This is a genomic window from Streptococcus marmotae (genome assembly GCF_001623565.1).
GTDB classification, from domain to species: Bacteria; Bacillota; Bacilli; order Lactobacillales; family Streptococcaceae; genus Streptococcus; species Streptococcus marmotae.
Map to the genome: position 1 here is coordinate 1,281,490 of NZ_CP015196.1, position 14,476 is coordinate 1,295,965.

Annotated in this window: 13 protein-coding genes; 11 read left to right on the plus strand and 2 right to left on the minus strand. The window is 41.9% G+C overall.

Annotated features, from left to right (window positions below):
* Nucleotides 1-150 precede the first annotated feature (150 nt).
* The gene (locus A4H00_RS06575) at nucleotides 151-1,848 is read right to left on the minus strand and encodes a M3 family oligoendopeptidase (RefSeq protein WP_067088382.1); all 1,698 of its coding nucleotides are present in this window, start codon (nucleotides 1,846-1,848) and stop codon (nucleotides 151-153) included.
* Between the two features lie 138 nt (nucleotides 1,849-1,986).
* Here A4H00_RS06575 and A4H00_RS06580 point away from each other — a divergent pair, with 138 nt between their 5' ends.
* The 4 genes from A4H00_RS06580 to A4H00_RS06595 all read left to right on the plus strand — a co-directional run bounded on the left by A4H00_RS06580 (nucleotide 1,987) and on the right by A4H00_RS06595 (nucleotide 6,273).
* Entirely contained in the window at nucleotides 1,987-2,922 is a 936-nt protein-coding gene (locus tag A4H00_RS06580; protein WP_067088384.1) for a manganese-dependent inorganic pyrophosphatase, read from the plus strand.
* A gap of 65 nt (nucleotides 2,923-2,987) precedes the next feature.
* Nucleotides 2,988-3,659 carry a DUF1803 domain-containing protein gene (locus tag A4H00_RS06585; protein WP_067088387.1) on the plus strand — a complete coding sequence of 224 codons (672 nt, stop codon included), beginning with the start codon at nucleotides 2,988-2,990 and terminating at the stop codon, nucleotides 3,657-3,659.
* A gap of 833 nt (nucleotides 3,660-4,492) precedes the next feature.
* A complete protein-coding gene (locus tag A4H00_RS06590) occupies nucleotides 4,493-5,104 on the plus strand; it encodes an ATP-binding cassette domain-containing protein (RefSeq protein WP_067088389.1) in 612 nt (203 codons plus the stop codon).
* Nucleotides 5,101-6,273, plus strand: coding sequence for an ABC transporter permease (locus A4H00_RS06595; RefSeq protein WP_167541356.1), 1,173 nt, complete (start codon nucleotides 5,101-5,103; stop codon nucleotides 6,271-6,273). The genes A4H00_RS06590 and A4H00_RS06595 overlap by 4 nt, the downstream gene beginning before the upstream one ends.
* 256 nt (nucleotides 6,274-6,529) lie before the next feature.
* Here A4H00_RS06595 and A4H00_RS06600 read toward each other — a convergent pair whose 3' ends face one another.
* The gene (locus A4H00_RS06600) at nucleotides 6,530-7,723 is read right to left on the minus strand and encodes a DUF2974 domain-containing protein (protein WP_067088393.1); all 1,194 of its coding nucleotides are present in this window, start codon (nucleotides 7,721-7,723) and stop codon (nucleotides 6,530-6,532) included.
* A 235-nt stretch (nucleotides 7,724-7,958) separates the two neighbouring features.
* Between A4H00_RS06600 and A4H00_RS06605 the strand changes: the two genes are divergently transcribed.
* From A4H00_RS06605 to A4H00_RS06635, 7 genes are all read left to right on the plus strand, one after another.
* Nucleotides 7,959-8,645, plus strand: a complete 687-nt coding sequence (locus tag A4H00_RS06605) for a response regulator transcription factor (protein WP_067088395.1) — start codon at nucleotides 7,959-7,961, stop codon at nucleotides 8,643-8,645.
* Entirely contained in the window at nucleotides 8,638-9,618 is a 981-nt protein-coding gene (locus A4H00_RS06610) for a sensor histidine kinase (protein WP_067088397.1), read from the plus strand. Before A4H00_RS06605 ends, A4H00_RS06610 begins: the two co-directional genes overlap by 8 nt.
* Nucleotides 9,619-9,798: 180 nt before the next feature.
* On the plus strand, nucleotides 9,799-10,557 hold the full coding sequence (locus A4H00_RS06615; RefSeq protein ID WP_067088399.1) for an ABC transporter ATP-binding protein: 759 nt from the start codon (nucleotides 9,799-9,801) through the stop codon (nucleotides 10,555-10,557).
* Nucleotide 10,558: 1 nt separating this feature from the next.
* The gene (locus A4H00_RS06620) at nucleotides 10,559-12,559 is read left to right on the plus strand and encodes an ABC transporter permease (protein WP_067088401.1); all 2,001 of its coding nucleotides are present in this window, start codon (nucleotides 10,559-10,561) and stop codon (nucleotides 12,557-12,559) included.
* Nucleotides 12,560-12,744: 185 nt separating this feature from the next.
* A complete protein-coding gene (locus A4H00_RS06625) occupies nucleotides 12,745-12,981 on the plus strand; it encodes a DUF2829 domain-containing protein (RefSeq protein WP_067088403.1) in 237 nt (78 codons plus the stop codon).
* Nucleotides 12,974-13,672, plus strand: coding sequence for a 3-oxoacyl-ACP reductase (locus tag A4H00_RS06630; protein WP_067088405.1), 699 nt, complete (start codon nucleotides 12,974-12,976; stop codon nucleotides 13,670-13,672). Before A4H00_RS06625 ends, A4H00_RS06630 begins: the two co-directional genes overlap by 8 nt.
* A gap of 272 nt (nucleotides 13,673-13,944) precedes the next feature.
* Complete coding sequence (locus A4H00_RS06635) at nucleotides 13,945-14,388, plus strand: ASCH domain-containing protein (RefSeq protein WP_067088406.1); 444 nt, start codon at nucleotides 13,945-13,947, stop codon at nucleotides 14,386-14,388.
* The last annotated feature ends 88 nt before the right edge of the window (nucleotides 14,389-14,476 follow it).

Below are 14,476 nucleotides of genomic sequence, written 5' to 3' on the forward strand. Positions count from 1 at the left end.
AACTTTCTGTTTGAAAGATTGCAAAGAAAGAGATAGACGTTATCTCAAGAGAAAGAGAGCGCTTTGACTAAAAACGGTCAAAGCGCTCTTTGTAATCGTTAATTATTTTATGATTCAAGTGTTTTCTTCATCTACTAGTGCTAGGATTTCCTAAAAATTTGCATCATCTACGCTGTCCAACCAATCGCTAGCTGCCTTGGTGGTTGCTGCGAGAGCTCCTTCTTTAAAGGGTGATTCAAGATTTGCAGCAGCAACGACTTGAAGGAAGGATTTTGTTCCACCGAGGTCACAGATACGGAGGTAATCTTCCCAAGCAGTTTCGTCCTTGTCTACTTGCGTGCGTTTCCAGAATTGGAGGGCGCAGACTTGGGCTAAAGTATAGTCAATGTAGTAGAACGGACTTGCAAAGATATGTCCTTGACGGTACCAGAAGATACCACGGTTAAGTGCTTCTGATTCAGAGAAATCACGGTCAGGCAGGTAGAGTTCTTCCAAACGTTTCCACGTAGCCTTGCGTTCTGCAGGTGTCATGGTTGGATTTTCATAAATTTCATGTTGGAAATGATCGACCAGAACTCCATACGGCAAGAAGAGAAGGGCGCCTGCTAGGTGACCAAATTTATATTTGTTCACCTGTTCTTTAAAGAAGCGATCCATCCAAGGCCAGGTCATAAATTCCATAGACATGGAGTGGATTTCACAAGTTTCATAAGTTGGCCAGATGACTTCAGGGCTAGCAATCCAACGTGAGCGATAGACTTGGAAGGCATGCCCAGCTTCGTGGGTCAAGACATCGATGTCGCCACTTGTTCCATTGAAGTTCGAAAAGATAAATGGGCTCTTGTAATCTGGAATATAGGTACAGTAACCTCCGCTATCTTTACCAGTTTTTGCAACCAAGTCAAGCAGCCCATGTTTCACCATAAAGTCAAAGAATTCCCCTGTTTCTGCTGACAATTCGTGGTACATTTTTTGTGCCTCTCCGACGATAAATTCAGGGTCTCCTTGAGGAGTTGGATTACCGTCTAAGAATTCCAAGGCTAAATCATAGTGTTTGAGGCTAGGCACTTGAATGCGTTTTGCTTGGCGTTCGCGTAGTTTTTGCACGATTGGCACGACATGTTTGAGAATTTCTTCACGGTAGACCTTAACCATATCGCGGTTGTAGTCAAAGCGATTCATGGCTGCATAGCCATATTCTACGTAGTCTTTAAAGCCAAGAGTATGGGCAATTTCAGTCCGAACCTTGACCAATTCATCATAGACACGGTCGAACTCTTCTTCTTTACTTGCAAAATAAGCGGTTGAAGCGTCAGAAGCAGCCTTGCGGACTGCACGGTCAGTTGATTGGGCAAAGGGTGCCATTTGGGCAAGGTTGTAGTTTTGACCTTCAAAGTCAATTTTTGCTCCCGCAATCAAGTCCCTGTACTGGTCTACGAGTTCATTTTCCTTTTGGAAAAGAGGAATAGCTTCAGAGGAGAAAATCTTTTGCTTGTTTTCAGCCAACATGAAGAAGGTTTCTGGTAAGAACTCACTTAATGCTGCACGGTATGGACTAGCTAAAACGGCTTGATAGTAGGCAGTTGTTAATTCTTCAAAGAGGGGGAGGTGTTCATTCCAAAACCTGGTCTCCTCATTGTAGAATTCATCCGTCATATCAATCGTATGGCGAATGTGCCATAAGTTCATCTGCGTGTCGAGGGTCGAGTTGATGGCTGTAATAGCTTTGACCACCTCAATGGCTTTTTCTGCTGAATCTGCCGTCTGTAATTGTTCCGTTAGATGAGATAAGTCTTCTTTGACGAGGGTATAGTCAGGCCGTGTATAGGTATAATCTGTAAATTTCATAAGAATTTCCTTTCCATTGTTCTACCTACTATCTTACTCTTTTTGAAAACGTTTTGCAAATCGAGAGTGAGGAATGATTTGCAAGTGCTAAAAAATATGCTAAAATAGAATGAATACTGTTTAAAGAGGTAATAGAACATGTCAAAATTGTTAGTTTTTGGTCACCAAAATCCTGATACAGATGCGATTGCGTCTTCTTATGGTTGGGCTTACTTGGAGCGTGAGGCTTTTGGTCGTGATGCGGAAAACGTAGCGCTTGGGACACCAAATGAAGAAACAGCCTTTGCTCTTAACTATTTTGGAGTAACAGCACCGCGCGTGGTAGAATCTGCTAAGGCAGAAGGTGTAGCGCAGGTCATCTTAACAGACCACAATGAATTCCAGCAATCTATTTCTGATATTAAAGAAGTAGAAGTAGTTGCAGTTGTTGACCACCACCGTGTGGCGAATTTTGAAACAGCAAATCCTCTTTACATGCGCTTGGAGCCAGTTGGATCAGCTTCTTCCATCGTTTACCGTGCCTTCAAGGAAAATGGTTTGACACCACCAAAAGAAGTGGCAGGTTTACTCTTGTCAGGTTTGATTTCGGACACACTCTTGCTCAAATCTCCAACCACTCATGCAAGTGACCCACAAGTCGCTACAGAATTAGCAGAACTAGCAGGCGTTAACTTGGAAGAATACGGACTTGCCATGCTCAAAGCAGGAACCAATCTTGCTAGCAAAACAGCTGATGAATTGATTGACATCGATGCTAAAACCTTCGAATTAAACGGTAACGCCGTTCGTGTGGCACAGGTCAATACGGTTGATATTGCAGAAGTTTTGGAGCGCCAAGCAGAAATCGAAGCAGCCATTGAAGCTGCAAGTAAGGAAAATGGCTATTCAGATTTTGTCTTGATGATTACGGATATTGTCAACTCAAATTCTGAAATCCTAGCTCTTGGTCGCAACATGGATAAGGTCGAAGCAGCCTTTAACTTCACACTTGAAAACAACCATGCCTTCCTTGCAGGAGCTGTTTCTCGTAAAAAACAAGTGGTTCCACAGTTGACAGAAAGCTTTGGCAACTAATCTATGAATCGACAAAGTCCTATTTGGTAGACCAGGTGGGACTTTTTGTGTGGTATAATAATTTCATGATTAAAGTTTACAATCCAACCAAGCTAACCCGCACCGCTTTTTTTCAAGATCTCATTCAGTATTTGGACCAGCATAGTGATGTGACCCTACGGCAGATTAAAAAAGAATTTGCCACGGTTGCAACTGTCGATCGGCAATTGGATCGCTTGATTGAAGCAGGCTATATTCGCAGGCAAGATCGCCGCTATACCAATGCCTTTTCTTGCTTGACTAGCTTAGAGGGCTTGAGGCTAGATCAGGAAATTTTTGTAGAGACGACCAGTCCGATTTTTGAGGAATTAAGCCGTGTGACCTTTACGGTTGCAACAAGCAATTCCACCAACAAGGTCATCATCGAGGAAGAAGTTGATGCGCTTCGGGAGCGCTTGACCTTGTCATCTTATTTTTACAAGTTGTCCAACCAGCTTCCCTTATCAAGCGATCAAGAGGTTCTCTATCAGCTTTTGGGTGATGTCAACAAAGACTATGCCATGAAGTATATGACGACTTTTTTGTTGAAATTTGCACGAAAAGATAGAGTTTTACAACGACGCTCTGATATTTTTGTCAGAGCATTGGAAATCCTAGGTTTTATCAAGGAAGTTGATGCGCAGACCTATGCCTTAACCATGGACTTGGATAAGGAGAATCTGGTATTTAAGGCAAAAGGTACTTCTCTTACTCTGTGACGTTCAGCTTCTTTCGTCGTTCATTCACTTTGCTGATCCGTTGAGGGACGTATGTGCACTTCTTATTTCAATTACCTTCGGTTGTGTTACTGAGTCAGCTGTTGATTGTTGGAGAGTATAGCGCTATCGTCAGTTCCTTTCATCATAGATAGTTGACGATAGCTTTTTTCTTTTGGGAAAGAGCAGAGTGTTTGACAAGAAAGTGTTTTTATTTTATTGCCGAAAATCTTCTGCAACTTTTTTAGGACAGAAAGAGCTACTTGAGAAATGGAATTGTTCGTTTAAATGGAACGATTTTTAAACAACGAAGCGCTAGCGATGTTTTATTGGAAAAAGGTTCGGAAAATGCGAAGAATACCCAAAAATTGACAAGAGAAAACGCTTACTATATAATTGAACCATAGAGATTGAAGAGGAGGAGGGGGTGATTCTCCTACTAATCTTCAATCGGAACAGGTATAAAAATAAAGGCATTATCCTTGTTGCATAGAATAGCGACGAGAGAGTGATGCGACGTCATTATCGTAGGTATCGTTAGTGTAACTCAGTGTCAAATAGGAGGGTCTGATGTGCATTGCAAGATATAAAAACGGAGACAATTACAATTACAATTTCATTTCAAAGAAAGTGGAGAATAACAAGGCCTTCCAAGAGGAAACTGTTATCTAACAGCTCTATCGCAAAGCGTGAAAATGGGTGTGTGGCATCACAGAAAGAACGTGGGTAGGCTGGAACGATATTCGATATGAACGGGTCAATTGGTTTACGAATGGCTATTGATAGCCTAAAAAAGAGGTGAGTTTTTCTTGCCTCTTTTTCAAAAGGAGGGAACCATGTTAAAGATAGATGATTTAACCCTCAAAACGAGGCACCCTATTTTAACAGATTTTTCTTATTGCTTTGAAAGGGGAAAAATGTATGGAATAGTGGCGGTTAATGGTTCGGGAAAAACAACCTTTTTTAGGGCGATTATGGGCTTGATACCTGTGGAAACAGGCCATTTTAAATTGACAGAAGCCTCTAAAGGTAGGAAAGAACTATTTTATTTTGAAGATTCTGATTGGTTTGATATCAATTTATCAGGTTTAGACTATTTGACATTTATCCAAAGCGAGTGGGCATCCTCAGTTGATATTACAAGTATTATTAAGGTGTTAGGCATGTCGGATTATATCAAACTTCCGATAAAAAAATATTCTCTTGGTATGAAACAACGACTTCTCATCAGTCTTTATTTAGTAAGTGATGCCAGTTATCTACTCATGGATGAAATTACAAACGGACTCGACGAGCAAAGTCGGGGTGTCATCTTTTCCGAGTTACAAAAATTGCGAGACAAAGGAAAGATGATTATCATTTCCTCTCACTACAGAGAAGACATTATTGAATACTGTGATGTCATGCTGAATTTTCATCGGGAAAAATTGGTCGAGGTGTCAGCATGAGTTATATAACATTATTATTTTCTAAAGTTTTAAAGAATAAATTAACGTGGGCCTCTTACCTTGTGGTACTCTTTCTATCACTGTCCGTCTTATTTCTGAATAGTCGGAACAGAAACCACGATATACTAAAAAGTGATGTCGAAGCCACTGTGTTACAAATGGGTCTATATGTCGAACAACTAGAGCGAGATAAAAATGCAGAAGGTCTATCGATTGAAGAAAAGGAAAATATCGCTCAAGCCCTGTCTGATGGGCAAGTACAATTAGCTAAAGAAAAGGAGTTTTTGAAGGCAATTAACAGTGATGATTGGGCTGTTGTTTATGCTGAACAAGTAAATCATTTAAGCAAAGCTGTTAAAACATTAGAAAAAAATGGAGCAGACGAGGCTGCTATTCAAGGTTTTAAGGAGGGGCTTCTGTATTACCAAGCCTTATCAGATAAAAACTATCCTTTTGAAAACATGACTTTTCCCACTAAAACGATAGGATTTTTGCAAGATTTGACGATCTATTATCTTCCTTTTCTTGTGACGATTATGTTGGTCTTTGTGATTTCTAATCTTTTTGGCTCTATTTACCGTGATAAGATTGATACCTTCCAGATTTTACCAATTAAGATGTCAACGAGAGTTACTAGAGAAGTTGGTGTCGTTATCGTGTTGGGAACTGTATTGCCAGTCGCTCTACTTTTGGTATTAGGGGCAGTGTCTGCAGTTATTTTTGGTGTTGGTAATCCTGATTATCCGATCAAATTCCATATGGAGGGAACGAAAGAGATTTATTTTTCAGCTATTGGACAGACCATATCACCAAGTTTGGGATTGTTTGTATTAGCCTCTTGTTTTGTTGCCCTGTTTACTTACCTTATCATGTGTTTGGTGAAAAATCAGATGTTGGGACTATTTATTTCCCTTCTCATGACCTTAGGAGCTGTTTTGCTACCACAATTTGTGGTTCCTCTACAGCCTCTGACTCATTTAATTCCAACGACCTACATGAGAAGCTTTATAGTGACGACTGGACAGATAGCCTATCAATTAAATAATAGGCACATTACGTCGCATCAAGGCTATCTTACTCTAGGAATAGGCATCGTACTGATGATTGTTTGTGCGTTAGTTGTTGGACGAAAAAAAAATCTCACCTTGCTTTTAAATAATACTCTCTAAAAATCAATATCTAACTAGGTTTCACAATTGAGAATTGTGGAAGGTTGGAAATAGGGAGTGAACGACGTCAGATGTCGATTTTTGATGAGTGTAACGCTAAATAGAAAGAACACCAATCGCCTCTATAGGTCACTGAAAAAAGAGAGTGATTGAAAATGTAACGAATACTAGAAAAATTAGAATAAAAAGCTAAAAAACCGAACGATTGCTACTTAGCCTCTCTTGAGAAAGTACCATCATTCGGTTTTTTGTCATCTTATTTTTTATCCAACGATTTTTTCAGTGAGCTTGAATCGCCCTTGTCCGTTTTCTTCTTAAACCATTCTTCTAGTTTTGCATAGGGCGTTGTCAGAGCTTCTTTCCAGACCTGATAACGGGTATCAATTAGGAGGCGGAAGAGCTTATCGAGCATTTCTCGTTCTTCATCGGTTAGATTTTGTTGTTGCTCCATTAGGAGGCCGATTTTTTTAGGAGTATCTACGGTAAAGTCATTCAAGCGTTCAATTCCAGCATCAATAAACATACCAAACAGTAAATCAAAGAAGTGCTTGAGTTCGTCCTCGTTTAGACTGGCTGTCCATGTTTTTAAGGTTGTGTCAATCTGGATACTGTTTTCCGTCAAGGCAGGTGCTAGTTTGAAATCATGTCCCTCAACTTCCCAAGTGAAGCTGATATGTTGGAGCAGGCCAAAGGCTTTACTTTCGACAATCTCTGCCTTGTCAGGTGTTTCAAGTAGCATACCGACAATCGAATTTTGGGGGATGATAGACTGGATGCGTTCTTTCATTGCTTGATAACCGTCTGATTCAATTACAGAAGGATGAACTCCGGGAGAATCATAAGCAATAATCTGCGCAATGCGTTCTTGATTTCTTTGTTCTAGCTGACTGCTGGCATAGATGGCGAGATTTCCTCCCTTGGAGTGTCCAGCTACATAGACCGTGTAGTTTGGAAGCTGCATGATGGAGTTAAGGTACTGGGTTGCAGATTGTTGGGCAGGGATTTCTGCCATGTAGGTCATATGAAAATCTTCTTTCCAACCGATAATGGTGTCATCTGTTCCCCTGAAAATCGTGACGAGTTTGTCTTGGCCAACTTTGTAGGTAATGGCCGCAAACTGCTTTTCCTCTTCCTTATCATAGTCGTTAACATAGGCAAGTGCTTTGATAGCCTTGAAACGTTTACTATTTTTTAATAAGTCGAGCAGCTTAATGCGATCTGGGGTAATGGTGACAGAGAGATTGGGGGTATCACCATGATTTTTCTCTTCAAATTGCGTAATGATATAATCCAAGCGCTTCAGTTGCTGAACGGTTACATCGGATGAAACTAAGCCGTCAAAAGGCAGATAGGAAATCTCTGTTAAGGCTAGAATATCCAAGCGATTGAGGGGTAAATCGTAAAAATCGTGATTGGCTACTTCTTCAATGTAATTCAGTAGATTTGGCATAGAATACTCCTATGATATATTTAAACTATTATATCGTATCAAAAGGATAGTCGCAACTACTACATAAACTGGTTTCAGAGAAGTCGAATTCGTCATTCGCCAAAAAAATTGCGTCTATTTACACAAAATGAGCGATAGAGGCGACTGGGTGACAAAAATGTTAGAAAGAAATGGTAGGTTTTCGTTTTTTTGCTAGGAAAATAGCTTATAATGGAAGAAGAGAGGACGTGGTGCAATGAAGCAAAAAATCTTACTTGTAGAAGATGATACAGTTATTCGTCAATTGGTGGCAAAAAATCTTCGGAATTGGAATTATGAAGTGGCTGAAAGTGAGGATTTTCAGCTGATTTTAGAGCAGGTTGAGGCATTTCAACCGCATTTGATTTTAATGGATATTGGTCTGCCTTTTTTTAACGGCTATTATTGGTGTCAAGAAATCCGGAAAATCTCACGTGTGCCGATTCTTTTTCTATCTTCACGTGATCAACCAATGGATATTGTAATGGCCATCAATCTAGGTGGCGATGATTATGTGACCAAGCCTTTTGATATGACAGTTCTTCTAGCGAAAATTCAAGGGCTTTTACGCAGAACCTATGACTTTTTGGGCGAGCAGACGGTATTGACCTTTGAAGGCATTCGGTTGGACTTAAAAAGTATGCAGGTGAGCTATGATGGTGTGAGCGAAGATTTGACCAAAAATGAATTTCAAATCCTACGAATTTTATTCGAGCAGCCGCAGGTCATTGTCAGCAGGGAAGAATTGATGAAAGAATTATGGAATAGCGACTTGTTTGTTGATGATAATACGCTGACGGTGAATGTTGGTCGCTTGCGCCGCAAATTGGCGGATATGGGTTTGCAGGATCTTATTGTGACCAAAAAAGGAATGGGATATGGATTGGTGAAGCACGATGACTAAAGGACAAGTAGGCTTTTTTGTTAAGCGCTGGCTGGCAACGCGCTTGTTGTTCCTATTGGGCATGCTCTTCTTTATTCTTCTTATCGGTGGTTTTAGTCTACTCTTTCATGTGGAGAATGCACTTGTTGGCTATGCCAGTCTGTTGCTTTCCTGTATTGCTGGAGTGGTGGTTTTCCTTGATATGGGCAAGGAGTGGCAGCGGTTTACCTTGGTAAGCAGGCAAGAGCTTGTGACGAGAGGAACAGCAACTGAAGTAGTCTTACAAGCACGTGTGCAAGAGTTAGAAGAGGAGTTGCGCCAACAACTGGATCAGGAGCGCAGGCGTCAGAGTGATTTTCAAGACTACTATACCTTGTGGGCTCACCAGATGAAAATCCCCATTGCAGCCAGTCAACTGCTAGCGAGAGATTTGCCAGCTGGTCCTGAGAGGCAGGCCTTGGAGCAGGAATTATTCAAGATTGAGCAATATACAGGACAGGTTCTGCATTATTTGCGTTTGGAATCTTTTCATGAAGACTTGCTTGTTCAGCGTGAGTCGCTTGACCTTCTGGTACGGCAAGTCATCAAGAAGTATTCGATTTTCTTTATCCAGCAAAAGACAGAGCTTCGCTTAGACGAGTTAGAGCTGACTCTTGCAACAGACAAGAAATGGTTCTGCCTCCTGCTTGAACAATTTATTTCCAATGCTATTAAGTATACGGTAGGTGGACAAATTTGGATTTACCTAGACGGTGATGATCTGGTCATCCAAGATACAGGGATAGGCATTGCTAAAAGTGACATGGAACGGATTTTTGCTCGTGGCTTCTCAGGCTACAATGGCCGCATTTCACAGCAATCTTCTGGTCTAGGACTGTATTTGGCACAAGGAATTGGTGAAAAGTTGGGACTGACCTTCCGTCTGACCTCGGAAATAGGACAAGGTACACAGGTACGCATCTGCCTCAAAGAAGAAAAACTGATGCTTGATTGACCGAAACTAACAAAAATGTAAGACAAATGAGAGCTAAAGCTAAGGTAGCATAGGAAGAAATGGGCTATCATAAGACTAGAAAGAGTTGAGCAGACAGAAGATTCATCTGTTTGAACAGGCAAGACAGTATCGACTACGGATGTCTGAACTTGCGATTCAAGGAATACAAGGAGGTTTATAATGGTATTACTCGACGTTCAACATGTACAGAAGATCTATCAGGCACGCTTTTTAGCCAATCAGGTAGAGGCCTTAAAAGACATTCATTTTACCGTTGAAAAAGGTGAATATGTGGCAATTATGGGGGAATCAGGTTCGGGGAAATCGACATTACTCAATATTTTAGCTATGCTAGACAAGCCGACCCAAGGCAAGGTGTTCTTAAATGGGGTGGATACCCAGACAATCAAAAACAAGGATGCTTCTGCCTTTCGCAGGGAGAAGTTGGGTTTTGTCTTTCAAGATTTTAACCTACTAGACACCCTATCGGTCAAGGACAATGTCCTCCTTCCCTTGGTGTTATCGCGTGTCCCTGTCTATGAGATGAATAAGCGGCAATCAGAAGTGCTTGATAGTCTAGGAATTGCCAGCTTAAAAGATAAGATGCCCTATGAGATTTCAGGTGGTCAGCAGCAACGGGTCGCAGTCGCGCGTGCCATTATCACGCAACCAGAAATTCTACTTGCAGATGAGCCAACTGGAGCGCTTGATTCCAAGTCTTCTGCCACCTTGCTGGATATTTTTGACCAAATCAACGAAATGGGGCAAACCCTTCTGATGGTTACCCATTCCACAACAGCAGCCAGTCGGGCGAAACGTGTCCTCTTTATCAAGGATGGCAAGCTCTATCATCAGATTTTTCGAGGAGATCGTGCCTCACATGAGATGTTTCAGTTGATTTCAGATACGCTGACCCTCATGGCGAATCGAGGTGAGTAGGATGTGGAAGGTTATCTATACATTAGCAGGCACTAATCTGTTGAAAAATCGGAAATTGTACTATCCCTTTGCCCTAGTGACGGCATTATCCGCAACGATTGCTTACCTATTTACCTCGCTTAGCCACAATCCACACTTGGCAGAGGTCTACGGAGCAAAAACGGTTACGCTGACTCTCCAATTTGGCCAGTATATCGTTCTGTTCACGGTTGCCATGATGCTCCTTTATGCCAATGGCTTCGTTATGAAAAATCGCTCGAAAGAGCTGGGAATCTATACAGTTCTTGGTCTAGAAAAAGGGCATCTGCTTCTAATGACTTTAGTTGAGACTATTTTATTTTCTCTAGTGACAGTGGGGTTCGGTCTCATTTTTGGAGTGATTTTGGATAAGCTGATCTATGCGATTTTACTCAAGACCATGCACGTTAAGGTGGTGTTGGTTTCCGTTTTCCAATGGAACAATGCGCTGACGGTCATCTTGTATTTTCTCTTGATTTTTTTCGGCTTGGCTGTTCTAAATGCTGGAAAATTAAGTCTATCTTCCTCGCTTCAGTTAGTGAAAGGTCAGAAACGAGGAGAGGCAAAAGGACGATTTTTACTACTTCAAACCTTGCTTGGACTGGGAATTTTGGTCTATGCCTACTATCTATCCCTAAGTGTAGAGAGTCCGATTAAGGCCCTGCCTGTCTTTTTCACAGCAGTTGTCCTCGTTATTGTTGCCACCTACATACTTTTTCATGCGGGAATCATCAGCTTTTTGAAATGGTTGCAAAGGCGAGAAAGCTATTACTATCAGCCGGCGAATTTTATCTCTGTGTCTAATCTTGTCTTTCGGATGCGAAAAAACGCTATGGGGCTAGCGACCATTGCGATTTTGTCTACCATGTTTATTATTACGATGATTGGTGGAATCAATATCTATGTTGGCGGAAATGATATGATTCAGCAGTTGGAGCCAAATGATTTCACCTACCATTATCAATTTGAAAAAAATGGAGTAGCTACTGCTGATGAGGAAGCGGTACTGAAAGAATGGACCTCACAGAACCTAGAGCAAAATGGTGTTCCAATCAGCAAGATAGTTACCTATACCTTTTTTGAAGGCATTATGGGAAAGATGGAGAAAAATCACGTCAAGCTCCTTGATAAGAATAGGACTGGCTTCAGTTTTTACGACATCAACGTCCTTTATGTCTTTGATGAAGCTTCTTACAAAGGCATGACAGGTGAGCGTTTAGACTTGTCAAGCGATCAGGTTGCAGTTTATAGCAAGAATGTTGATTTTGATGCGCATCAACCATTAGTGATAGGGGAGCAATCCTTTACGGTTAAAAAGCGCCTGCCCAAGAATTTTGCAGCCTATCAGACACCGAACAATATGACCCAACTATTTCCAGGGCTTATTCTAGTTGTGCATGATTTAGACGATGTTTCCTTGTTGACAAATAGGAAGACCTATATCGGAGTAGATACTAGCTTGACCGAAGAGGATCAGATACAGCGTTGGGAAAATTGGCAGGCGCTGAATCCGGATCAGCAACCTGCCTCCCTCACCCTTTCTGGGATGGGATCAGGTAGTCGCGTAGCCGAACGAGCTAGTACCTTTGCCTTTACAGGTTCCCTCTTCTTTATTGGAATCTTCCTATCTGTGGTCTTCCTTATGGCAACTGTATTGGTGATTTACTACAAGCAGATATCAGAAGCCTATGAAGACAGGGAACGTTTTGTCATCATGCAAAAAGTAGGGCTGGACGAGGGACAGACCAAGCAGAGTATTCGCAAGCAGATGGCGACCGTCTTCTTTCTTCCTCTGAGCTTTGCCTTTCTGCATTTGGCTTTTGCCTATAAGGTTCTATCTCAGATTTTGCTGCAGATTGGAATTATCAATAGTAGTCTAGTCTTACAGGTTGCCCTATGGAGCTGTTTCGGGTATTTCACTCTCTATCTCCTTGTCTATCTCTTAACGGCTCGCTCTTACCGATCTGTTATCCGCTCCAACTAAATCAGCCTTAAGACGGATGAAAGAGATGGGAGGATAGGGTATACTAAAGTCAATCCTAAATATTTTCATAATCTCCTTAGAACATCAGCCACATGGCTGGTGTTTTTGTGTACCTAAGACTTGTGATATAATGGAGTAGCGAAGGACAGGCAGAGGAACTGTCCGCTATAGAAAAGAGGTAGAACATGACATTTGAAGACATTTTACCAGGTCTAAAGGCTAAGAAGAAATACGTCCGTACAGGCTGGGGTGGGGCTGAAAACTATGTCCAACTCTTTGACACGATTGAGCAAAACGGTGTAGCGCTTGAAGTAACGCCCTACTTTTTAATCAATGTGTCAGGCGAGGGTGAAGGTTTTTCTATGTGGAGCCCAACACCGTGCGATGTCTTAGCGACAGACTGGGTAGAAGTCCATGACTAAGAAAGTCCTTGTGACAGGGGTCTCATCAGGCATTGGACGGGCTCAGGCTCAGCTGTTTTTGGAGCATGGCTATGAGGTCTATGGGGTTGATAAGGGAGAAAATCCTCTATTGGTCGGTGCCTTTCATTTTCTACAACTAGACTTGCGGGATAACTTAGCGCCCCTTTTTGACTGGCTGCCAGAAGTGGATATTCTCTGCAATACCGCTGGAAAATTGGATGCTTATAAGGCGCTTTTAGATACTAGTGAGGAAGAAATCGAGGACATCTTAGCTATTAATTTACTTGCTAGCATGCGGATTACCCGCTTTTATTTGGCAAAGATGCTGGAAAAAAAGGCAGGTATCATTATCAACATGTGCTCGATTGCTAGTTTCCTAGCTGGTGGTGGCGGTGTAGCCTATACGACTAGTAAGCATGCCCTTGCAGGTTTTACCAAGCAGCTGGCGATCGATTATGCAGACAAGGGGATTCAGGTTTTTGGCTTAGCACCAGGTGCGGTCAAGACAGCCATGACGGCTAGTGACTTTGAAGAGGGAGGTCTTGCGGAATGGGTTGCGGCTGAAACGCCGATTAAGCGCTGGCTGGATCCGGAAGAAATTGCTGAAGTCACCCTCTTTTTGGCAAGCGGAAAAGCTAGTAGTATGCAGGGGGAAATCCTCAAAATTGACGGTGGCTGGAGCTTGAAATAAGGTGCAGTGACATGGATTATTTCCGCAGGCTGGCGCTGTTTGAGAGCACAGGAGTCTTCGGTTTTGTGATACTATGCGAGGGATTTATCTGCACAGGAGTCTCTTACTATTGAAATTGCAAGGACTCTTATGGTTCAACACAAAGACTTTGCGCACACTTTGGCCGCTTAGATGGTGCTTTCGTCGTGTGCAAAAAAGGAAGGGTCGCCTGTCATCAAGCTTCAAAAAACTAGCTTAGAAAAGATTTAGTTTACAAAAAGTAAGGAGAAATCATGACAGCAGAAGAAATGTGGGCGGCTTATCGCCTTATCAATCCTCAGATTGGAGAGGATATCGATGCTTGGCAGTTTGGTGCTGAGCCTGATTTACTGGCTGATTTGGTCTTGCGAGGGGAGAAAACCGCAACGGCCTCAGTTTATGATGAATATCTTGTTTCAGGAGAAAGCTTGCCAAAAGTTGGTGAGCGGAGTGTGATTTTGGACAGCAGTGGACAGGCAGTTTGTGTTATTGAAATAAAGAGAGTAACGATTGAGCCTTTTTATCAGGTTTCAGCTGCCCATGCCTTTAAAGAAGGAGAAGGCGATAAGTCGCTTGATTATTGGCGTAGAGTGCATGAAGAGTTGTTTAGCAAATGGCTGACAGAGCTAGGTCTCGCATTTTCCATTGATTGTCGAGTAGTTTTAGAGGAATTTGAAGTTGTTTATCCGCTCAATTAAACAGCAAATTTCTTTCCCTCACGGAGAGAGATTTTATAATGAATTCTGGTAGTTCATTTGGAGGACTTAACTTTGTTGCTTCTTGAAA

Excerpts from the sequence above, each read along its gene's own strand:
- A4H00_RS06600 (WP_067088393.1), bottom strand. The coding sequence starts at position 7,723 with ATGCCAAATCTACTGAATTACATTGAAGAAGTAGCCAATCACGATTTT.
- A4H00_RS06620 (WP_067088401.1), top strand. The coding sequence starts at position 10,559 with ATGTGGAAGGTTATCTATACATTAGCAGGCACTAATCTGTTGAAAAAT.
- A4H00_RS06590 (WP_067088389.1), top strand. The coding sequence starts at position 4,493 with ATGTTAAAGATAGATGATTTAACCCTCAAAACGAGGCACCCTATTTTA.
- A4H00_RS06635 (WP_067088406.1), top strand. The coding sequence starts at position 13,945 with ATGACAGCAGAAGAAATGTGGGCGGCTTATCGCCTTATCAATCCTCAG.
- A4H00_RS06580 (WP_067088384.1), top strand. The coding sequence starts at position 1,987 with ATGTCAAAATTGTTAGTTTTTGGTCACCAAAATCCTGATACAGATGCG.
- A4H00_RS06625 (WP_067088403.1), top strand. The coding sequence starts at position 12,745 with ATGACATTTGAAGACATTTTACCAGGTCTAAAGGCTAAGAAGAAATAC.
- A4H00_RS06605 (WP_067088395.1), top strand. The coding sequence starts at position 7,959 with ATGAAGCAAAAAATCTTACTTGTAGAAGATGATACAGTTATTCGTCAA.
- A4H00_RS06610 (WP_067088397.1), top strand. The coding sequence starts at position 8,638 with ATGACTAAAGGACAAGTAGGCTTTTTTGTTAAGCGCTGGCTGGCAACG.
- A4H00_RS06595 (WP_167541356.1), top strand. The coding sequence starts at position 5,101 with ATGAGTTATATAACATTATTATTTTCTAAAGTTTTAAAGAATAAATTA.
- A4H00_RS06630 (WP_067088405.1), top strand. The coding sequence starts at position 12,974 with ATGACTAAGAAAGTCCTTGTGACAGGGGTCTCATCAGGCATTGGACGG.
- A4H00_RS06575 (WP_067088382.1), bottom strand. The coding sequence starts at position 1,848 with ATGAAATTTACAGATTATACCTATACACGGCCTGACTATACCCTCGTC.
- A4H00_RS06585 (WP_067088387.1), top strand. The coding sequence starts at position 2,988 with ATGATTAAAGTTTACAATCCAACCAAGCTAACCCGCACCGCTTTTTTT.
- A4H00_RS06615 (WP_067088399.1), top strand. The coding sequence starts at position 9,799 with ATGGTATTACTCGACGTTCAACATGTACAGAAGATCTATCAGGCACGC.